Genomic DNA, 19,256 nt, shown 5'->3' with positions numbered 1-19,256 from the left:
CGATTTTCTGCAATAGTTATATTTTTTATCTACCTCGTGCTGGCCTACCTCTGCCCGAGCAACCGAACAGAGGCCCGCCATGGACATCCTAACAGACATCGTTTCGACCATCCTGACCCAGATGCAAAAGCCAACCCTCGCCTTTCTGATCGGAGGGATGATGCTGGCAGCCCTTGGCAGCAAATTCGAGATTCCCGAACCTGTCTACAAATTCATTGTTGTCCTGCTTCTGCTCAAGGTGGGTATCGGAGCGGGCATTTCAGTACGCAGTGCCAACTTTGTCGAACTGGTCGTACCTGCATTGCTGGCGGCAGCGATCGGTGTCGCGATTGTCCTTCTGGGACGGGTGTCTCTGGCCCGCTGGCGGGGCGTTTCGCAATTGGATGCCACGGCAACGGTCGGGTTGTTCGGGGCCGTCTCGGCCTCCACCCTGGCTGCGGGTATGGCGGTGCTGGATGATGAGGGCATTGCCTATGAAGGGTTCATCGGGGCACTTTATCCCTTCATGGACGTGGCCGCGCTGGTGACAGCGATTGTGCTGGCGCGGCTGGCGGCGGCACGCAAAGAGGCCATGGTACAGGGCGATGGTACAATGACGCTGGGCGGTGTTGGCGGCACCGGAGAGCCGGCGATCGAGCAAGGTCTGATCAAAGGAATTCTCGTCGACACGTTGCGGTCACCCGCTATCTCTGCCCTGATTTTGGGATTGGCCCTTGGCCTGTTTGCACGGCCCGAGAGTGTCTATGCCAGCTTTTACGAGCCACTGTTCCGGGGTCTGCTGTCTGTACTGATGCTGATCATGGGAATCGAAGCCTGGTCGCGGTTGTCGGAGCTGAAAGGGGTGGCACATGCCTATCTGTTCTACGGGCTGACGGCACCACTTGTGCATGGTGCGCTGGGGTTTGGAGCAGGGATGATCGCGCACCATCTGACCGGGTTTTCAGCAGGTGGTGTGGTTCTATTGTCGATCATGGCTGCGTCCAGCTCTGACATCTCAGGCCCACCGACCATGCGCGGTGCATTGCCCGAAGCAAACCCCTCTGCCTATGTCGGCACATCCACCGGCCTTGGTACCCCGGTCGCAATTCTGAGCATTCCCTTGTTCATGGTGCTGGCCGATTACTTCATCGGGTTCTGATGGGCGCGCAGTGTATGCAGTGCCACACGTCCCGGACCTCGCGTAAATCCTACCGACGAGAGTTGGCAGGATTTACGCCGATTTCAGCCGAGGCGCTTATGCGTCTGCAGCCATGTTTGGCAATGTGCTGATCTGATCCCGCCGACTTTGCCGAAGGTTCGAGAAAATGGTACGGCCCAGTTCAGACAGGCCCTTGTTGTTGTCGAGATAGCTTTCCAGCACAGCCACCTCCTCACTGAAGCTCTTGTACCGGTTGTGAGACAGTTGATCGCCCAGCGACATGTCGAACGCGCACTCATAGTAAGTGAGAACGTTGGCAAACGCGTGATAGGCGATCAGGATCATATCAAGGGGTCGGTCGCGCCCGACAGGGGGCGAGAAATAACGGCCATTCTCCGTTTCGGTTTTCATGGGGAACACCCGGCAGGCGAGGTGAAAATGCTGATGAGCGCATTCGTGGATCAGAACCTCGCCTACTTCGAGCAGGGAGTTGGGCTGGGACATATACACCGTCCCGGACGTGTCGGACCAACTGCCCGAACATGTCCGGTTTTCAAGCCGTCCGGTCAGGATCAAGGTGTTGAGAAGGCGCCGGACCCAGATTTCGTAATCCGGGTTGACCGTGGACATCAGGCCTATCCCCTCTGACACCTCGGCTGCCCATCCGTAGTTGTCCACTTTGGACAGATCGAGGGGCACGGCGGGTTCACCATCGTTGCAAAGGGAATCCACGGACTGTTTGGTTTCGACCATGGTAATCGATTCATCCGTGGAAAGCGTCAGCCCGTCATCCAGACCACGAACCGAAACCTGACCATTCTCTTTGATCAGATTCACCGGACCTGTTGCGCTGTGTATCCGGCCCTCGTGTATCACTGGCAGGCCACTGCTCAGTTCGAAAGCAAAGTCCGCATTTACCAAACTGTCGCTCAAGTCCAGGAGCAATCGGCCAACCCGCTCGGGGTCGGCTGCTTGACCTTCATCAAAGATACGCCTGCCAAGCTTCGAAACGCTGGCCTGCCATGTTGCCGTTAATGGCTGCAGCTGGTCCATCCAACCTTGCAGCGCAACGATCAGATGTGCGTGACCCGGCCCTTCGACCACTTTCGAGATCACGGAGTTCGCGTAGCCTTGTGCGACCAACCCGAACAGGGGGTCCGGGCGTGCGCTGTCAGCACAGGCAAAGCATTCGAATGCCGAAAAGTCAGGGGATGTCATGCGGCAACCTCCTTGGTTTTGATCATGCTGTCTGGCAGGGAGGCGGCGATGGCCTCGCGAATGCGGGTGGACAGCGCAAAAAGTGTTTCGCAGTAGAGCGATGTGTTGTCGAAACCTGACCCGTCCCAGCGATGCGGCAGGTAGCCGCCATTGCATGCCGCAAACTCGGTACAGGACGTGCATGCGGCGCAGGGTTTCTGAACAAGATCAACGTCCAGCTTTTCAACATGCTCGTCCAGGCCGGTGTCCCAGATGTTGATCAGGTCGGTGCCATTGTACCCGCCGCACACGCTGATCACGTCCGAGATGCCGATGGCGCCGTTGGTTTCCACAACGCAGAGTGCGCCAAGATCACCGCCGAGGGCGTCCAGTTCGGGTTTGTATCCCAGATGCGCGCGTATCATCATTTCGAAGAACCGGATATGCGGCGCATCTCCGTCCAGCGCCCACCACCGTTCAAACGCATCCAACATGTATTTTGTATAGGGCTCGGGGCCGGTCCATCCGTCCGGTGGGTTGGCCCGATTTCCGAGCGGCAGCAACAGGTCGGCATACATGATGTCGTTCTCGACCAGCCAGTCGATCATGTCCGCACCGGGAATGGACGGGTCGATGACGGCCAGGCAGCCGTGCGTAAAGGGCCTGTCCGGATGTGACTTCACCGAAGACAGGCGTCGTAGCACGTCGTTGGTTGAGCCCTTGCCATTGTGATAAAACCGTTTCTGATCCGCGAACTCGGCGGGACCATCGACGCTGATGCCCACGGCAACGGCGTGTTCTGCCAGAATATCGCTCCACTCCTGATCAAGCAGCGTGCCGTTGGTCTGCATCAGGAGCTTTATGGGCAGGGGTGCGCAGGCATTGCGAATCCGTTCAACGATTTCAACAAACCGCGCCTTGCCGACAAGCATTGGCTCGCCGCCGTGAAGTTCAATGACAAATTCATCAATACCGTATTGTGCGCAATGTTCGACGATCAATTTACAAACGCGATCAATGACATCGTTGCCCATTTGTTTGGGCCGCGACTTCCAACTGTCATCCCCTCGATTGTAAACATAGCAATAAGAACAATTGAGATTGCAGCGCTGGTGAATCTTTAAAATAATCCAACGCAATGGCGCACGATCAGGCATTGCCCGAAAGGACATGCTATTCATACCGATTTACCTTGTAATGAGTTGTTGGGTCGGAGCGGATTTAGTTTCCGATCCGACCCGCCGGATTACCGGATTAACGGTTTCCGGGGTTCACGCGCGCCGCAAGGGCTGCCGCGGCAACTGCATCCGAATGGTTTGTATGATTGGAGCCGTGGCTGTCATACATTGCAGTCGGGTCGGCCTTTGCCTGAATGTCCTGTACGATACGGCCCATAATCATGCTTTGGATTTGCTGGAGGTCTGCCAAAGAGGCGGTATCGACATCAAATTTCAGGTTCTTACGATCAAGATCAGCCATGTCATTATTTCCTTTAAAAAAGTTATTTCAATATCGTCATCATATCACATTTTCGGTTTTTTTCGTAGGCCGGAGGCGTGATGCCGGATTTGTGAGACAACCCAACCGCTTGAGGCGCACCATGCCGTCTCAACCTTGCGTTACCCAAGCCTGTTGTCGATCCAGCGGGACACGGGTGATTCTGTGCCCAGTTTTCGGCCAGTTGATTCCGTCAAAACACCTGCTGTTCGGGATGTGTTCATACCAGTCGATCTTGGTTTCGCGCGCCGGCACCAAACGGTCAAGACGCCTTCTACTCGACCCCAAGAATATCAAACTGAAAGGTGCCATCGTCATCACCTTCCAACTGAATGTTCAGCACGTCGCCAGCTGAAAGCGCACCGGCCACGTCATCAAGGTTCAGTCGAAAAACCAACATCACACGTTCGCTGGCATCCGAACCCGCCCCACGTCCATAAAGGGTCGCTGACGCCACGGGGGTCGCGCTGTTCGGGTTGTTGACGGCATAGGCATGAACAATCCCGCCCTCGTCAGGAATCCTGCGGAGCCAAACCCGCAGAACCCCTTCTTTTAGCGCATTTTCAGTTAGCGTGACTTCCATGACCCGTCCATGCTGGCATCAATCCTTGGCGAATGTTCTGAGCGAACACTGGTCGTAACTGACAACCTCGGACGACACACGATGACCCGCGTCGTCAACAATCACAAGATAGGCCTGCAGGTTCTTCACAGACTTCTTGCGGCCGATGAAGCGTCGCAAACCGCGGGTTATGTCCACGCGGAAGCGGGTGTGTTCGTGCCTGAGCGGGTGTTTGGGGCGCAAATCGTACTCATCCCGGATCGCCAGATCCGGATTGCAGTGCCCGGGCGCGCCGTGGCATGGGCCGTGTCCGAAAAAGACAATGCGCCCGGCATATGAGTCATCTTCATAACCGGACGAGGCGTCACAGGACGGGTTGTCGATATAAACGCGCAACTCGAAACTATCACGTGGTGGCCGCAGTTTGTGAAACTCCAGCTCAGCGCGCACAAAACCTGCTTCGACCGTGCCCAATTGCACTTCCTTGACCTGGCTGGCGGCAGCTGAAAGCGCAGCAGTAGGGGCTGTGTCGGACGTGCCCAAAGCGCCAATGGCCGCCTCGACCGAGTCTTCGGAGTAGATGTATCGCAGCGAAGTTTCGTTATCGATCAGATCAGCGCCAAGCCTGCCGTCATAGACCACGGTGTCGAGCACATGCTGGGGGATATTGGCGTTAGGCCAGATTTGCTGCCAATCCGCCCAAACCTTGTCACACATGGCATGATGAAGCCAAAAGACCGGGTCATACGCGGCAGAAACCGTGCGCCCCATATCGCGTGCCGGAAAGGGCAAAGGGGATGCCGGATCGCTGCCACCGACCACCACGTGAATATGCCCATGGGCCGCGAAATTGAAGTCGGCCTGAAAGGCGCTGAAGCTTGGATTGGTCAGATACCGGGCCACTTCATTTTTCAGCAGAGGTATGTCGTCCCTTAGTCTTGTGGGCAGACGGCTTGTGTACTGATCATCGCCTGTCAGACCCAGGCCGACGATGCGGAACAGGCTTTTGGCACGGGCCAACGGATTGGGTACCTCGTCGCCTTGGGCATTGATGTAGGTGTCGTCATCCACAACTTTGGGCAAACCATTCGAGGCATGGGTGGCAGTCAAAAACTGTGTCCAGTCCCAATATGGTAAAGTCAGTTCAAGTTCGCTGTCCTGCCGTTTCCATTGCAACGCACTGTTTAGCGCTTTCTCAAATGAATAGATGTAAGACCGATGCCACGTGAGAAAGATACGGTCGTCATTGTGGCATAGGTCAAGATCGTATCCATGACCGCGTGCATATATGTAATACCCACGATTATCCCCCTGTGCGATATCGGAAATTTCGTACATCGCCGCATACGCATCACGCAAATCCTGAATATCATTGTCGCGCAGGCGCGTCAGATCAAATCGTATCAGGGGAAGTCCAGCTTGTTTTCTCAAATAATTCAGCTTTGCGACAGTTGTCATAATAAAACTCCAAAATCCTAAATCAACTGCGGAATAGAGTATCACAAAACGCAGCCCAGGCCAAAATGCGCCACTCGTCAAAACCGCAATGCACTGTACTGCGGGCGTGTAAAATTCCCAGAGCAAGCTTGAACGGTTGAAATGTATTTTCGCTTGATAACCTTGTTCGGTTGACGATGTATTGGTCTTGTCCGTTGCTCAAATCGGAGCGCAAAGATAGCGTGATCCCATGCACTATTCTCTGGAGAGACCAACGAAAGGCCACGTAGAGCAGATTTGCGCAGTTTGGGTGTCTGGTTGGCACGAGGCACATGCTGACATTGTTCCGCGCCGGCTGTGCGAGTTACGCACCGAGGACAGCTTTCGGGACCGCGCTTTGGAAAATCTTGCCTGTACCCGCATCGCTGTTGATGGGGCGAACGTGCTTGGATTTTGCATGGTCAAGGGTGATGAGCTTTATCAGATGTATGTCTCGCACGTTGCGCGTGGGTCTGGTGTCGCCAAGGCGCTGATAGGTGACGCAGAGATTCGTGTCGCGGCAAATGGGTACGATCTGGCTTGGCTTGCCTGTGCTGTGGGCAATCACCGGGCCAGTCGATTCTATGAGAAATCAGGTTGGGTAAATCTGGGTCGACGGGTGGTGAACCTTGATACATCCGAAGGGGATTTCCCGTTGGATGTGTGGCTTTTTGAGAAGCATGTTGTCGCCAGGGACGGTAGTTAGGGTCGCAAGACCTCTGATTTTCCCCATGCTCTGACGCCACACGTGTTACCAAACAAAAAGGCCGCCCCGAAACGGAACGGCCTTCTGGAATTCTGTCGCTTGGGTTTTAGCCCTGGCGTGCTTTGAACCGGCGCTGCGTCTTGTTGATGACGTATACGCGGCCCTTGCGACGCACAACACGGCAATCACGGTGCCGGTTTTTCAGCGAACGGAGCGAGTTGCGAACCTTCATGGCGCTTCTTCCTCATGTTTCATGGCGCGAAGCAGCGCCGGGTTGCGTTTTGGCACGTGGGTGCCGGTGTTTTGGTGCCGTGCGGGTTGCCCCGGTTGGCGGAATAGGTGGTGGGCGATACAAGGATCGAACTTGTGACCCCTTCGATGTCAACGAAGTGCTCTACCGCTGAGCTAATCGCCCACTGTGACCGTCCCGAATTGCCTGCCCACAAAGAAAGCGGGCGCGGAAATCCGCGCCGGGTGAGGGGCGTATAAAAGGAGTCGAAGTGAGGATCAAGGGCTTTTGGCTTCCCCAGTTCTCGGGCTATGTTAGAAAGCAGAGGAGGGTCCATGCCAAAGGTTGCGTACGAAGTCCTGCACCCTGAGCGTCGCGCGTCATGCGTGGTGTTTGCATCGCCCCATTCCGGGCGCGACTACCCGTGGAGTTTTCTACGGAGAACAGTGCTGGACGAGCGCACCATACGGTCCTCGGAAGATGCCTTTGTGGACAAGCTATTCGACATGGCACCGCAGCACGGCGCGCCGTTGCTTAAGGCTGGCGCACCGCGTGCCTTTGTGGACCTGAACCGCAGTGCAGATGAGCTGGACCCGGCCCTGATAGAAGGCGTGCGCCGTCAGGGGCACAATCCGCGCATTGCCAGTGGTTTGGGTGTCATCCCGCGCGTGGTAGCTAATGGTCGCGTGATCTACCGTGGCAAGCTGCCCATGCGCGAGGCCGAGCGGCGGATTGATCTGTATTGGCGCCCCTATCATCAGATGTTGCAAAAGCTGCTGGACGGTGCCCACCAGCATCATGGTCTGGCTGTTTTGATCGATTGCCATTCGATGCCGCACGAAGCGATGGACGGCATTGCCCAAGGTGCGCGGAAGCGCCCCGACGTTGTGCTGGGCGACCGTTTTGGTGCAGCGGCCGGTGGCGAGATCATGGATGTTGTCGAAGCGGCCTTTGCCTCGGCCGGGTTTACGGTGGCCCGCAATGCACCCTTTGCAGGCGCCTATGTGACGCAAGCCTATGGCCGTCCGTCCCGCAATCAGCACGCCATCCAGGTCGAGATTGACCGATCCCTGTATATGAACGAGCGCCTGATCGAACCCAACGCTGACTTTGATGCGGTGCGGGGTCGGTTGCGCGCCGTGGTGGCCGAGGTGTCACGCGTCGGTCAAAGCCGCCTCCCGCTCGCCGCGGAATAGCTGTCAGCGCAGTGCGCGCCCTTTGACGATGGCATCTGGTCCAAAGCGATCCCGAATCGCGTCGGCGGCCCGTTCTGCCTCTCCGCGTTTGCGTGCGTCGGGGTCTAGCAAGTCGCCCGATGCTTGTACGCTGTCTGCATCCACAAGATCAGAGATGCCGCAACCCAGTAGCCGATAAGGTCCCTCGTCCCCCAACTGGTCGAACAATCCACGCGCCGTGCGATAGATCGTGTCGGCCAGTTGCGCAGGGTCGCGCATGGATACCCGCCGTGTCAGGGAGGAATGATCATGCCGCTTGAGTTTGAGTGTCACCACCCGGCCTGCAAGCCCGCGCGCCTTGGCACGCCCGGACACCTTTTCGGCCATGCGCCAGAGGTGTCCGTCGAGGATATCGGGGTTGCTGGTGTCCTCGCCAAAGGTTGTTTCGTTGCTAATGGATTTCATCGGCGCATTTCGCGTGACCCGACGTGCATCCCGCCCGCGCGCGAGGTTCCAGAGACGGTCACCCATGGACCCAAACCGGGCCACCAGATCTGTCTGTTCCCAACGGAGGAGGTCGGCGAAAGTGCGAATGCCCGCCTTGTCGAGTGATGCTTGTGCCGCCGGGCCAATACCCCAGATCAGCCGCACAGGCTTGTCCCGCAGAAAGTCGGCGGTTTCAGCAGCACCGATGATCGAGAAGCCATGTGGCTTTTCGAGGTCCGAGGCGACCTTCGCGAGGAACTTGTTGTGGGACAGGCCAATGGAGCCCGTGAGACCCAGCTCATCCCGCATACGTTTGATCAACCGTGCCAGCATCACCGCTGGCGGCGCGCCGTGCAGGCGGGCCGTGCCTGTGAGGTCAAGAAACGCCTCATCCAATGACAAAGGTTCGATGGCCGGTGTCATCTCCTCCATCATGTCGCGGATGGCGCGCGAGGCTTCGGCATAGGCCTCCATCCGCGGCTTGATGACGATAGCCTCGGGACACAGCTTGAGCGCCTGAAACATCGGCATGGCCGACCGGACGCCGCGAATGCGCGCCACGTAGCAAGCGGTCGAGACAACACCGCGTCGCCCACCGCCAATGATCACCGGCTTGCCTTCGAGGCTGGGATCGTCTCGCTTTTCGACCGAAGCGTAGAAGGCGTCGCAATCCATATGCGCAATAGAGAGATCAAAGAGTTCCGGATGGCTGACCACGCGCGGCGCGCCACAGGACGGGCAGCGGGAACCCGCTTCGAAGGTCGTCAGGCAATCACGGCATAGGCTGGGCATGGGGCGGCTTTGTGGCTAGTCCTTTTCCTGTAGCAAACTGGTGAGGGGTTGAACATGGCTGGACGTTTGATCGGGGCGAAACTCGCCCTGTTTGTGGGTGATCGTTTGGCCACGTTGCTGCGCGATGACAAGCCCGGACTGCTGTGGCCCAGTCACTGGGATTTGCCGGGCGGTGGCTGGGAAGCGGGTGAGACACCCTTGCAATGTGCCTTGCGGGAGACCCAAGAGGAGCTGAACCTGACCATTAACCCTGACCTCGTACGTTGGGGCCGCGATTACGGGTCCAGCAGTGGGGAGATTTCATGGTTTTTTGCGGCCCATGTGCCCGCGGATACGGCCAGCCAGATCTCTCTTGGGGATGAGGGTCAGGCGTGGGATCTGATGGATGTACAGACGTTCTTGGACCACGAATTGGTCGTACCACAATTCAAACCACGCCTGCGCGACTACTTGGCCGGTGTCATGTCTGCGACGATTGAAAGGGCCTAACATAAAGCCCCCCGCGCTGAGCGGGGGGAGGTGACGAACCTCAGGAAGAGCCGGTTCGTCGGGGAGTATCACCTAGCGTCAAGTTACCACCTTTGCGGGAGTTTTCCGAGTCGGGATTTCCTGACCCTTCCAATATCCTGTGGTGCGTTGCTTAAATGGCACAAACTGTTGATGCAGTCGCCTTGTCGCCACTGCCAAAGGTTAAGAAAAGCTGCGTGAACTCAGTGGTTTGGCGATGATGCCTGCGGACTAAGCATTTCTGACAAAATCGCCTCGGCTGCGGCCTTTGGGCTTGGCGCTTTCCAGATTGGACGGCCCACCACGATATGATCCACACCGTCGGCAACGGCGCTCGCGGGCGTCGCGACTCGCTTCTGATCGCCTACATCTGCGCCCGCTGGACGGACGCCGGGCGTGACGATCAGCCGGTTGTCCGCCTCGGGCAGGGCGCGGATCGCGCGTGCCTCTTGGGGGGAGGCGATAACACCGTCTGCTCCTGCGCCAAAGGCGCGCCTGGCCCGTTCCGTCACCAGATCAGGGATGTCGCCAGCCTTGATCAGGCAGTCGTCGAGGTCCGTCCGGTCAAGGGATGTCAGAATGGTCACGGCCAGGATCTTGAGGTTGCTGCCCGCAGCCCCTTCCTTGGCGGCGCGCACTACGTGGGGGTCGCCGTGCACGGTCAGAAAATCCAGGTCGAACTGTGCCAGTCCCCGGACTGCAGCCTCGACCGTGGCGCCGATGTCGAACAGCTTCATGTCCAGAAAGATGCGCTTGCCGCGTTCCTGTTTCAGTTCGTTCGCGAGGGCGAGGCCACCACCCGTCAGCATGCCCAGGCCGATCTTGTAGAAACTGACGCTGTCGCCCAGCTGGTCCGCCAGTTCCAATCCGGCCACTGCGTTTGGCACGTCCATTGCCACGATCAATCTATCGTCTGCCATGTCTGGTCCCCCGCATCTGGCGTTTGCGTGGTCTTAGGGCAGGTTGAAGATGAAAAAAAGCCCGGATGCAGAACGCACCCGGGCCAGTGTCAGAGACTTAGCAGGCAGGCACCTGTCTCTGTGTGGTTCCGTTGCGATGGGTTTGCGCGGGGACAGAAGATGCGCAAAGCCCATGGGGCAACGAAACGAGGGAAATCAGGCCGCGCGTGGACGCAGCGCGGCAAACGTGTCGATCGTCATCCGGCGCAACCCGGCAAGCCGGTTGGAACGGCGCGGCGCCATGGCCGCAGGCATATGTATTTGATCGGACCGGCCCCGTGTGTGACGACGCATCGCCTGGGTTGCAAGGCCATCGGCGGCATCCGCGAACTCCATCGTGATGGGCGCATTGATAGCGCAGGCATAGCTGCGCGCGCCCATTGCGTCATGCACTGTTACGAGGGCTTCGAAAGACTGCGTGGCGGCGTTGTAGATCACATCGCTCAGTTGCAACGGAACAGTCTGCATTTTGGTCACCTACATGTTGTGGTTCTGCTCGTGTGCCATTCAACATGGGTGAGAGATTTCAGGATTTAAGGGGGAATTCCCGTCACGTTGATTCACAGACCTGTGCCCAACGTTTCAGATTAAGCGGCTGATTTTAGGCAAGATTCTGAAATTGCTAACTTTTCAGCAACGGATGCGTATGGAAAATGGCGCTTCTTCTAACCCATTGAATCGGCAAGGTTTTGCCAAAAGCCGTGAATGGACCGTACGAATGTGAAGGATTGACGTGATGCTGACCCGTATAGGTGCGACCGGATGTGGCCCTGAAAAACGTGCAGGAATTCGACCTGTGGCACTTGTGCAACGCTTTGCCGTTCCCCATCTTGTTTTCGTAGGCCCGCTGGGTCGCGTGCCTCTGAGAGGGCGCGACCTTAAAGGGGCGCTGACAAAGGAGAAATAACCCATGGACTTGTCGAAGTTCACGGAGCGGTCGCGCGGCTTTGTTCAAGCAGCGCAGACGATCGCCGCACGCGACAGCCACCAACGGCTGGCCCCCGAACATATCTTGAAAGCATTGATGGATGACGAGCAGGGCCTCGCATCCAACCTGATCACGCGCGCCGGTGGTGATCCGGCCCGCGTTCTGACCCATGTGGATCAGACGCTTGCGAAAATGCCCAAGGTGACCGGCGATGCCGCACAGGTCTACCTGGACAATGCGACCGCCAAGGTATTGGCCGAAGCTGAGGCATTGGCCAAGAAGGCAGGTGACAGTTTTGTGCCTGTCGAGCGCGTCTTGATGGCGCTGGGCATGGTCAAATCCGCTGCAAAGGATGCGCTGGAGGCGGGTAAGGTGAACCCGCAGTCTTTGAACTCTGCCATCAATGACATTCGCAAGGGGCGGACTGCCGATACGGCGAGCGCCGAGGAAGGGTACGACGCGTTGAAGAAATACGCGATGGACCTGACTGAACGTGCCGAGGCGGGCAAGATCGATCCGATTATTGGCCGGGATGAGGAAATTCGTCGGGCCATGCAGGTGCTGTCCCGCCGGACCAAGAACAATCCGGTTCTGATTGGTGAGCCGGGTGTTGGTAAGACCGCCATCGCCGAAGGTCTGGCCTTGCGCATTGTGAATGGAGACGTGCCCGAAAGCCTGCGCAACAAACGGTTGCTGGCCTTGGATATGGGCGCGCTGATTGCCGGTGCAAAATATCGCGGTGAGTTCGAGGAGCGGCTGAAGGCTGTTCTGACCGAAGTGACCGAGGCCGCAGGCGAGATTATTCTGTTCATCGATGAGATGCACACGCTGGTGGGGGCGGGCAAAACGGATGGCGCAATGGACGCGGCCAACCTGATCAAGCCGGCCTTGGCGCGGGGTGAGTTGCACTGTGTGGGTGCCACAACTCTCGATGAATACCGCAAGTATGTCGAGAAGGACGCGGCACTGGCCCGTCGTTTCCAACCGGTCATGATTGCCGAGCCGACGGTTGAGGATACGATCAGTATCTTGCGGGGCATCAAAGAGAAGTACGAACTTCACCACGGTGTGCGCGTGTCGGACAGTGCGCTTGTGACTGCCGCGACACTGAGCCATCGCTACATCACCGACCGGTTCCTGCCGGACAAGGCGATCGATCTTGTGGACGAGGCCGCGTCGCGCTTGCGCATGGAAGTAGACTCCAAGCCCGAGGAACTGGACGCACTCGATCGTCAGATTCTGCAAATGCAGATCGAGGTTGAGGCGCTGCGCCTTGAGGATGATCAAGCGTCGAAGGATCGGCTTGAGACGCTTGAAAAGGACTTGGCCGACCTGCAGGAACGGAGCGCCGAGATGACAGCGCAGTGGCAGGGCGAGCGGGACAAGCTGGCCTCGGCCCGCGACATCAAGGAGCAGCTGGACCACGCGCGGGCGGCTTTGGATATCGCCAAGCGCGAGGGCAACCTGGCGAAGGCGGGTGAGCTGTCTTATGGCGTGATCCCTGATCTTGAGCGCAAGCTTGAGGAGGCTGAAGGTGCCGAGACCGATGCGATGGTGGCAGAGGCCGTGCGGCCCGAGCAGATCGCCAGCGTCGTTGAACGTTGGACCGGTATTCCGACCTCCAAGATGCTGGAAGGCGAGCGCGAGAAGCTGCTGCGTATGGAAGAGCAGTTGCACAACCGGGTGATCGGTCAGGACAGCGCTGTACGGGCCGTGGCCAATGCAGTGCGCCGCGCGCGAGCGGGTCTGAATGACGAGAACCGGCCTTTGGGTTCGTTCCTCTTTCTCGGGCCGACCGGTGTGGGCAAGACCGAGCTGACCAAAGCCGTAGCCGAGTTCCTGTTCGACGATGACAGCGCGATGGTGCGTATCGACATGTCGGAATTCATGGAGAAGCATGCGGTGGCGCGTCTGATCGGTGCCCCTCCGGGCTATGTTGGCTATGACGAGGGCGGTGTTCTGACCGAATCCGTGCGGCGGCGGCCTTATCAGGTCGTGCTGTTCGATGAGGTCGAAAAAGCGCACCCTGATGTGTTCAACGTTCTGTTGCAGGTGCTGGATGACGGGGTGCTGACCGATGGTCAGGGCCGGACAGTCGACTTCAAGCAGACGCTGATCATCCTGACCTCGAACTTGGGCGCCCAAGCGCTGAGCCAATTGCCGGACGGCGCGGATGCGAGCGATGCGCGGCGGGACGTGATGGACGCGGTGCGGGCGCATTTCCGGCCCGAGTTCCTGAACCGTCTGGACGAGACGATCATCTTTGATCGGTTGGGTCGCGGCGATATGGACGGGATTGTCGATATCCAGATGGCCCGGCTGCTCAAACGCCTGGCCGCTCGGAAAATCGAGTTGTCGCTGGATGATGGTGCCCGGACATGGCTGGCTGACGAAGGATATGATCCAGTCTTTGGGGCGCGACCGCTGAAGCGGGTCATCCAATCAGCGCTTCAAAATCCGTTGGCCGAAATGCTGCTGGCTGGCGACATCAAGGATGGAGAGACGGTTGAGGTGACAGCTGGATCCGACGGCTTGATCATTGGCGACCGGGTATCAGGCACCAATCGTCCGCGACCCGATGATGCTGTGGTGCACTAAGCTCTGACCAGGTTTTGATACTGGGATGTCCCGAGACGGGGCATCCCCCAACAATCCAGAGTACGACCAGACTCCATGGGTCTCGTTCCCGATGTTCCGCTGGTTCGACCATATGGGCAGTGGTCCCGGCCCTACTGCCGTCCCACTTGCCGACAAATCAGGATTACGGGCAAAAGCCCGACTGCCACGATAACAAGACTCGGCACCGCCGCTCCGTTCAAACGTTCGTCTGACGCAAGCCGGTAAGCCTGCACCGCCAGCGTGTCGTAGTTGAACGGGCGCATGATCAGTGTGGCAGGAAGCTCCTTCATCACATCGACGAAGACGATCAGCAGGGCTGTCAGAAGGCTGGGTGTCAGGATCGGCAAATGCACGCGCCGCAAGGTGGCAAAGGGGCCTTTGCCCAGCGACCGGCTGGCCGCATCCATGTTGGCGTGCACCAGCGCCTGACCGCCTTCGTAAGCGCCCAAGGCGGCGGCAAGGAAGCGGACCATGTAGGCAAAGACCAGCAACCAGATCGACCCGGTAATGAGCAACCCGGTCGAGATGTCGAAGGTCGCGCGCATCCACGCATCCAGCGCATTGTCAAAGGCGGCGAAGGGCACGATCAGGCCAACGGCGATCACACCTCCGGGTACAGCATAGCCGAGCCGCGCGATGTAGGCCGCTGTGGTCGAGGACCGGCCCGGGCGGCTGCGCATGTAATACCCCACCATGATGGCCGCCCCGAGCGTCAGGACAGCGGCAGTGGAGGCCAGCACAAGCGAATTGCGTATGAAGCCAAGGTAGCGCGTGCTGGTCAGCACCTGCTCGGACCCGAGCCCCATATTGAACAGGGCAATAATGGGAAAGAACGCTCCGAAAAGCACTGGGATACCGCACAATGTGATAGCGGCTGCGGCCGACCACCCTGTCAGCTTGAGCGGCGGATGGTGCCGTTGGCCACGGCTGGGATCATGGTACTTGGCCTGCCCGCGCTGCATCCGTTCGAGGATCGCCAGCAGCAGTGCGAAAGACAGCAGACACAGCGCCAGTTGCGCGGCCCCTGCCCGGTCGCCGAGTGAGAACCAGCTGGTGTAGATGCCGGTGGCAAAGGTTTGCACTCCGAAATACGCAACCGTACCGAAATCGGCGATCGTCTCCATCACCGCCAGCAGAACACCGGCAGCGATGGCAGGCCGTGCAAGTGGGAGGCTGACCCGGAAGAAAGCGACCAGCGGACGCGATCCAAGCGCGCGGGCGGCCATGAAGGTGGACCCGCTTTGTTGCAGGAACGCAGCGCGGCTGAGCAGGTAAACGTAAGGATAGAGCACAAGCACAAGCATGGTCGCCGCTCCGCCAAGCGAGCGGATTTCAGGGAACCAGTAGTCTCGCGGCCCCCAGCCCGTTACGTCGCGCAGGGTGGTCTGCACAATCCCCGGGTGGTCAAGGATATGGGTGTATGCATAGGCCAGCACGTAAGCCGGGAAGGCCAGCGGCAGCACCAGCGCAATTTCGAACAGGCGCGCACCGGGAAAGCGGGTCATCGTGACCAACCATGCTGCACCGACGCCGATGGCAAATGTGCCCACGGACACGAGGATCACCAACAGGAGCGTATTGCCCGTGTAGTGCCAAAGAACAGTGGAAAGCAGGTGGGTCAGCGTGTCCGTGCCGCCCGTCAGCGCCGCAAGCGCCACGGCCAGCATGGGCAAAAGGCAGATCAGCGCGACCGTCCAACCCATGACAGGCAGAACACGGGGTGTTGCGCCTTTAGGTGCGTCGGACTGGAAGATTGAGGTCAGCGCCACAGGACACCTTGCATCTACGGATGCGCCGTTATCTTACGTTTTCTATCGGGTTTCCAGCCCTTTGCAGCACCGGCCATACGCATACCGCCCGAGACATGCGCGACATCTGATATGCTTCGGGCACACCAAGCAGGAGGAACGCATTATGTCCTATATCGATGCCTTCATGGCCCCCGTACGAAGCGAAGACCGCGACACCTACGTCGCGTGGCTCAAGGACCAGCACGCCATATTCAAGGAATACGGTGCCGATGCGATTGTCGACGCATGGGAAGACAACGTGCCAGCAGGCGAAGTCACGTCGATGCACAAGGCTGTCGCCCTGAAAGAAGGGGAAAAGGTGGGCTTCGGCTGGATCATGTGGCCTGACAAGGACACACGGGATGCCGCCTGGGCCAAGGTCATGGATGACCCGCGCATGTCCCCAGACCAAAATCCCATGCCCTTTGACGGGCAGCGCATGATCTTTGGCGGTTTCGCACCCGTGCTGATCACGGACTAGTCGTAGCTGCGCTGATCCTCGATCACGAGACCATCCTTGGGCAGGGTGTTCGGGGCGTGCACCTCGATTGCGCCCTTGAGCTTGAGCGTGTCGACAACGGATTGTGAATAGGCTGCCTGATCCCCGCCGGGGCTTTCCAGCTGGACTGTCATGGCGTCCTGTTCGCCCTCGCGCCGGGCGATGACGCGGGCGCGGGTCACTTCCGGATGTTTCGCGACCAGTGCGGCCACCTGTTCGGGGCGTACAAACATTCCCTTGATCTTGGTGGTCTGGTCGGCGCGGCCCATCCAGCCTTTGATCCGCATGTTAGTGCGGCCGCAGGGGCTGTGCCCCGGCATCACGGCACTCATGTCGCCAGTAGCAAAACGGATAAGCGGGTAATCGGGGTTGAGCGAGGTCACGACAACTTCACCCACCTCACCCTCGGGTACGGGATCGCCGGTACCCGGCGTGACGATTTCGACCACAACACCTTCATCCACGATCATCCCTTCGAGGGCCGAAGATTCGTAAGCGATGTTGCCCAGATCCGCCGTTGCGTAGGATTGCATGCAGGTGATGCCGCGGTCTTTGTAGTGCTCGCGCAGTGACGGGAAGAGCGCACCGCCACCCACGGCGGCCTTGGTGATGCCAAGCGTCACACCCATCTCATCCGCCTTGTCGAGGATGATTTTCAGGTAGTCCGGCGTCCCAGCATAGGCCGTGGTGCCCACATCCCGCGCCGCCGTGACTTGGAGTTCGGTCTGCCCTGTACCGGCGGGCAGTACCTTGGCACCAACGGCGCGCGCACCGTTTTCAAAAATCATGCCCGCCGGTGTCAGGTGGTAGCCAAAGCAGTTCTGCACCACGTCGCCCGGACCAAAGCCTGCCGCGTGCAGGAACCGCCCCATCCGCCACCAGTCATGGCTGATCCCGCCCGGTTCGTAGATCGGTCCGGGGGATTGGAAGACATGCGCGACATTGGACACCGGCATGCCACCAAAGGGCGGCTTTTCCGCCTGCCATTTCGCCAGCTCAGATTTGCGCAGCACTGGTAGGTGGGCCAGATCGTCCAGGTACTTGAGCTTGCCAATGTCGGGCAGGCAATTGCCAGCAGCCTCGGCCACACGGGCCAGTTGCGCATTCACCGCCTCAAGCTGGGCCGTATGACGCGCATCGGTCGAACGTGTTTCCAGATCGTCGTAATACACTTTGTCCAGCATCTCTCTCATACCGCCCTGATCTGTTGTGGGCCCTTGACATCAAGGCGTTCGATTTCGCCCCGGACTTCCATCTCAAGCTTTACTGTCACGACATGCCACCCAAGCTTTCCCAAGTCGGCGAGCATTTTTGCATCCAACCGCGCCTCGACTGCGGCATTCAGATCCTTGTAGAGGATCGGCCCACCGCCCAGCGCGTCCAATATCGCTGTCCGCACAGCATCGAACTTCCACGCCGGGATGTTCGTCACTCCATCGCGCCCTTCGGCGGGGGTGCGGCAGGCGATCTTGTCCATCTCAGTTGGCCAGAACAGTGAGCGGTTCGCCCTTGCGCACAACAAAGGTGGTGATCGCCACCATCGGCGCGTCGCCCACATTGGTCAGACCGCCATGCACCTGCCCTTCCGGGAAATAAAGCGGCGTTCCAACAGCGAACTCGACAATGTTGCCATTGGGGGCCTCGGCACGCGCCGGAGTCACCACCACAGTATGTTCGTCACCGGGATGGGTGTGCAGCGGTATCGTTACCCCGACCGGCACGGTCAGACGAAACACGACCACTTCCATCGTGTCCGATCCCGGCACGGCCACGCGACGGATTTCTTCGCGTGCGATCTCCTGTGCACAGGCGGTGCCCGCCATCACGAGGGCGATTGCGGTCAAAGCAAATCGCTTCATGTCCAAACTCCCTTAGCTCAGCCACCGTTTGCGGCGGCGATACGACCGCACGTCGCGGAAGGATTTGCGCCCTTCGTCCGACATGCCGAGATAGAATTCTTTTACGTCCGGGTTCTCGCGCAGTTCCGCTGCAGGGCCATCCATCACCACGCGACCGGATTCGAGGATGTAGCCATAATGCGCAAAGCGCAGAGCCACGTTTGTATTCTGTTCGGCCAGAAGGAAGGTCACACCTTCATTCTCATTCACCGACTTCACGATGCCAAAGATCTGTTCCACCAGCTGCGGCGCCAAACCCATCGACGGCTCATCCAGCAGGATGGTTTCCGGACGAGACATGAGCGCGCGCCCGATGGCACACATCTGCTGCTCCCCACCGGAGGTGTAGCCCGCTTGCGACTTCCGCCGTTCGCGCAGACGCGGGAAGTAGTTGTACACCATCTCAAGGTCCGCCGCGATCGCGCCTTTGCCGTCGGTGCGGGTATAAGAGCCGGTCAGCAGGTTTTCTTCGACTGTCAGGTGCTCGAAGCAGTGACGGCCTTCCATCACCTGCACCACACCACGCTTGACCAGATCAGCGGGGTCCTTCTCGGCCGTGTTTTCACCGTGATAGAGGATGGATCCCTTGGTCACTTCACCGCGTTCAGACGCCAGCAGACCCGAAATGGCTTTCAAAGTGGTGGTCTTGCCCGCCCCGTTGCCACCCAGCAACGCGGTGATGCCACCCTTGGGCACCTTAAGGCTCACGCCTTTCAGCACGAGGATCACGTGGTTGTAGATCACCTCGATATTGTTGACCTCGAGAACGGTTTCGGTCTGTGCCTGGGCATCCAGCAT

Annotated in this window: 20 protein-coding genes and 1 tRNA gene; 6 read left to right on the top strand and 15 right to left on the bottom strand. The window is 58.8% G+C overall.

Annotation, left to right across the window (positions count from 1 at the left end; all coding sequences use genetic code 11):
• The first annotated feature begins 79 nt into the window (after positions 1–79).
• Positions 80–1,138: a sodium-dependent bicarbonate transport family permease gene (locus IE087_RS03410; protein ID WP_189367680.1), complete on the top strand. Its 1,059-nt coding sequence runs from the start codon at positions 80–82 to the stop codon at positions 1,136–1,138.
• 96 nt (positions 1,139–1,234) lie between these two features.
• Here IE087_RS03410 and IE087_RS03405 read toward each other — a convergent pair whose 3' ends face one another.
• The 5 genes from IE087_RS03405 to IE087_RS03385 form a co-directional block, all read right to left on the bottom strand.
• Entirely contained in the window at positions 1,235–2,356 is a 1,122-nt protein-coding gene (locus IE087_RS03405; protein ID WP_189367677.1) for an aKG-HExxH-type peptide beta-hydroxylase, read from the bottom strand.
• Positions 2,353–3,492 carry a radical SAM protein gene (locus tag IE087_RS03400; protein ID WP_229801282.1) on the bottom strand — a complete coding sequence of 380 codons (1,140 nt, stop codon included), beginning with the start codon at positions 3,490–3,492 and terminating at the stop codon, positions 2,353–2,355. Before IE087_RS03400 ends, IE087_RS03405 begins: the two co-directional genes overlap by 4 nt.
• 97 nt (positions 3,493–3,589) lie before the next feature.
• Entirely contained in the window at positions 3,590–3,814 is a 225-nt protein-coding gene (locus IE087_RS03395; protein WP_189367674.1) for a hypothetical protein, read from the bottom strand.
• Between the two features lie 292 nt (positions 3,815–4,106).
• Positions 4,107–4,415 (bottom strand): hypothetical protein, encoded by a 309-nt coding sequence (locus IE087_RS03390; protein ID WP_189367672.1) that lies wholly within the window; start codon positions 4,413–4,415, stop codon positions 4,107–4,109.
• A gap of 18 nt (positions 4,416–4,433) precedes the next feature.
• Complete coding sequence (locus IE087_RS03385) at positions 4,434–5,852, bottom strand: tyrosinase family protein (RefSeq protein WP_189367670.1); 1,419 nt, start codon at positions 5,850–5,852, stop codon at positions 4,434–4,436.
• Between the two features lie 229 nt (positions 5,853–6,081).
• Here IE087_RS03385 and IE087_RS03380 point away from each other — a divergent pair, with 229 nt between their 5' ends.
• A complete protein-coding gene (locus tag IE087_RS03380; protein WP_189367668.1) occupies positions 6,082–6,576 on the top strand; it encodes a GNAT family N-acetyltransferase in 495 nt (164 codons plus the stop codon).
• Between the two features lie 106 nt (positions 6,577–6,682).
• Here the strand turns inward: IE087_RS03380 and ykgO are convergent, their stop codons facing one another.
• Both ykgO and IE087_RS03370 read right to left on the bottom strand, forming a co-directional pair.
• Complete coding sequence (gene ykgO / locus IE087_RS03375; RefSeq protein WP_005850168.1) at positions 6,683–6,808, bottom strand: type B 50S ribosomal protein L36; 126 nt, start codon at positions 6,806–6,808, stop codon at positions 6,683–6,685.
• A gap of 108 nt (positions 6,809–6,916) precedes the next feature.
• Positions 6,917–6,991 (bottom strand) — tRNA-Val (locus IE087_RS03370).
• A 149-nt stretch (positions 6,992–7,140) separates the two neighbouring features.
• On the opposite strand from IE087_RS03370, the gene IE087_RS03365 reads away from it, so the two are divergent.
• Complete coding sequence (locus IE087_RS03365; RefSeq protein ID WP_189367666.1) at positions 7,141–8,001, top strand: N-formylglutamate amidohydrolase; 861 nt, start codon at positions 7,141–7,143, stop codon at positions 7,999–8,001.
• Between the two features lie 3 nt (positions 8,002–8,004).
• Here the strand turns inward: IE087_RS03365 and IE087_RS03360 are convergent, their stop codons facing one another.
• Entirely contained in the window at positions 8,005–9,258 is a 1,254-nt protein-coding gene (locus IE087_RS03360) for a DNA polymerase IV (protein ID WP_189367664.1), read from the bottom strand.
• A gap of 54 nt (positions 9,259–9,312) precedes the next feature.
• On the opposite strand from IE087_RS03360, the gene IE087_RS03355 reads away from it, so the two are divergent.
• Complete coding sequence (locus tag IE087_RS03355; protein ID WP_189367663.1) at positions 9,313–9,747, top strand: NUDIX hydrolase; 435 nt, start codon at positions 9,313–9,315, stop codon at positions 9,745–9,747.
• A gap of 221 nt (positions 9,748–9,968) precedes the next feature.
• Here IE087_RS03355 and pyrF read toward each other — a convergent pair whose 3' ends face one another.
• Together pyrF and IE087_RS03345 are read right to left on the bottom strand one after the other, a co-directional pair.
• The gene (pyrF, locus tag IE087_RS03350) at positions 9,969–10,685 is read right to left on the bottom strand and encodes an orotidine-5'-phosphate decarboxylase (protein ID WP_189367661.1); all 717 of its coding nucleotides are present in this window, start codon (positions 10,683–10,685) and stop codon (positions 9,969–9,971) included.
• Positions 10,686–10,880: 195 nt separating this feature from the next.
• A complete protein-coding gene (locus tag IE087_RS03345; RefSeq protein WP_189367659.1) occupies positions 10,881–11,192 on the bottom strand; it encodes an orotidine 5-phosphate decarboxylase in 312 nt (103 codons plus the stop codon).
• Between the two features lie 442 nt (positions 11,193–11,634).
• Here IE087_RS03345 and clpB point away from each other — a divergent pair, with 442 nt between their 5' ends.
• Positions 11,635–14,250 (top strand): ATP-dependent chaperone ClpB, encoded by a 2,616-nt coding sequence (gene clpB, locus IE087_RS03340; protein WP_189367658.1) that lies wholly within the window; start codon positions 11,635–11,637, stop codon positions 14,248–14,250.
• Positions 14,251–14,381: 131 nt separating this feature from the next.
• On the opposite strand, the gene IE087_RS03335 is transcribed toward clpB, so the two are convergent.
• Positions 14,382–15,974: an ABC transporter permease gene (locus tag IE087_RS03335; RefSeq protein ID WP_189368329.1), complete on the bottom strand. Its 1,593-nt coding sequence runs from the start codon at positions 15,972–15,974 to the stop codon at positions 14,382–14,384.
• Positions 15,975–16,185: 211 nt separating this feature from the next.
• Here IE087_RS03335 and IE087_RS03330 point away from each other — a divergent pair, with 211 nt between their 5' ends.
• Positions 16,186–16,542 (top strand): DUF1428 domain-containing protein, encoded by a 357-nt coding sequence (locus tag IE087_RS03330; protein ID WP_189367656.1) that lies wholly within the window; start codon positions 16,186–16,188, stop codon positions 16,540–16,542.
• On the opposite strand, the gene IE087_RS03325 is transcribed toward IE087_RS03330, so the two are convergent.
• The 4 genes from IE087_RS03325 to IE087_RS03310 are packed head-to-tail and all read right to left on the bottom strand — an operon-like array spanning position 16,539 to position 19,256.
• Positions 16,539–17,753 (bottom strand): phenylacetate--CoA ligase family protein, encoded by a 1,215-nt coding sequence (locus tag IE087_RS03325; protein ID WP_229801243.1) that lies wholly within the window; start codon positions 17,751–17,753, stop codon positions 16,539–16,541. The genes IE087_RS03330 and IE087_RS03325 overlap by 4 nt on opposite strands.
• Positions 17,750–18,037: a DUF6958 family protein gene (locus IE087_RS03320; RefSeq protein ID WP_189367654.1), complete on the bottom strand. Its 288-nt coding sequence runs from the start codon at positions 18,035–18,037 to the stop codon at positions 17,750–17,752. The genes IE087_RS03325 and IE087_RS03320 overlap by 4 nt, the downstream gene beginning before the upstream one ends.
• Before the next feature lies 1 nt (position 18,038).
• A complete protein-coding gene (locus IE087_RS03315; RefSeq protein ID WP_189367652.1) occupies positions 18,039–18,419 on the bottom strand; it encodes a cupin domain-containing protein in 381 nt (126 codons plus the stop codon).
• A gap of 12 nt (positions 18,420–18,431) precedes the next feature.
• Positions 18,432–19,256: an ABC transporter ATP-binding protein gene (locus IE087_RS03310; protein ID WP_189367650.1), complete on the bottom strand. Its 825-nt coding sequence runs from the start codon at positions 19,254–19,256 to the stop codon at positions 18,432–18,434.

This window comes from Tateyamaria omphalii (genome assembly GCF_014651375.1).
Classification (GTDB): domain Bacteria; phylum Pseudomonadota; class Alphaproteobacteria; order Rhodobacterales; family Rhodobacteraceae; genus Tateyamaria; species Tateyamaria omphalii.
This window is presented reverse-complemented; position numbering and strand designations above follow the sequence as displayed.

Coding starts and splice junctions, on each gene's coding strand:
- IE087_RS03410 (WP_189367680.1), top strand. CDS start 80: ATGGACATCCTAACAGACATCGTTTCGACCATCCTGACCCAGATGCAA.
- IE087_RS03405 (WP_189367677.1), bottom strand. CDS start 2,356: ATGACATCCCCTGACTTTTCGGCATTCGAATGCTTTGCCTGTGCTGAC.
- IE087_RS03400 (WP_229801282.1), bottom strand. CDS start 3,492: ATGCCTGATCGTGCGCCATTGCGTTGGATTATTTTAAAGATTCACCAG.
- IE087_RS03395 (WP_189367674.1), bottom strand. CDS start 3,814: ATGGCTGATCTTGATCGTAAGAACCTGAAATTTGATGTCGATACCGCC.
- IE087_RS03390 (WP_189367672.1), bottom strand. CDS start 4,415: ATGGAAGTCACGCTAACTGAAAATGCGCTAAAAGAAGGGGTTCTGCGG.
- IE087_RS03385 (WP_189367670.1), bottom strand. CDS start 5,852: ATGACAACTGTCGCAAAGCTGAATTATTTGAGAAAACAAGCTGGACTT.
- IE087_RS03380 (WP_189367668.1), top strand. CDS start 6,082: ATGCACTATTCTCTGGAGAGACCAACGAAAGGCCACGTAGAGCAGATT.
- ykgO (WP_005850168.1), bottom strand. CDS start 6,808: ATGAAGGTTCGCAACTCGCTCCGTTCGCTGAAAAACCGGCACCGTGAT.
- IE087_RS03365 (WP_189367666.1), top strand. CDS start 7,141: ATGCCAAAGGTTGCGTACGAAGTCCTGCACCCTGAGCGTCGCGCGTCA.
- IE087_RS03360 (WP_189367664.1), bottom strand. CDS start 9,258: ATGCCCAGCCTATGCCGTGATTGCCTGACGACCTTCGAAGCGGGTTCC.
- IE087_RS03355 (WP_189367663.1), top strand. CDS start 9,313: ATGGCTGGACGTTTGATCGGGGCGAAACTCGCCCTGTTTGTGGGTGAT.
- pyrF (WP_189367661.1), bottom strand. CDS start 10,685: ATGGCAGACGATAGATTGATCGTGGCAATGGACGTGCCAAACGCAGTG.
- IE087_RS03345 (WP_189367659.1), bottom strand. CDS start 11,192: ATGCAGACTGTTCCGTTGCAACTGAGCGATGTGATCTACAACGCCGCC.
- clpB (WP_189367658.1), top strand. CDS start 11,635: ATGGACTTGTCGAAGTTCACGGAGCGGTCGCGCGGCTTTGTTCAAGCA.
- IE087_RS03335 (WP_189368329.1), bottom strand. CDS start 15,974: ATGGGTTGGACGGTCGCGCTGATCTGCCTTTTGCCCATGCTGGCCGTG.
- IE087_RS03330 (WP_189367656.1), top strand. CDS start 16,186: ATGTCCTATATCGATGCCTTCATGGCCCCCGTACGAAGCGAAGACCGC.
- IE087_RS03325 (WP_229801243.1), bottom strand. CDS start 17,753: ATGAGAGAGATGCTGGACAAAGTGTATTACGACGATCTGGAAACACGT.
- IE087_RS03320 (WP_189367654.1), bottom strand. CDS start 18,037: ATGGACAAGATCGCCTGCCGCACCCCCGCCGAAGGGCGCGATGGAGTG.
- IE087_RS03315 (WP_189367652.1), bottom strand. CDS start 18,419: ATGAAGCGATTTGCTTTGACCGCAATCGCCCTCGTGATGGCGGGCACC.
- IE087_RS03310 (WP_189367650.1), bottom strand. CDS start 19,256: ATGCTGGATGCCCAGGCACAGACCGAAACCGTTCTCGAGGTCAACAAT.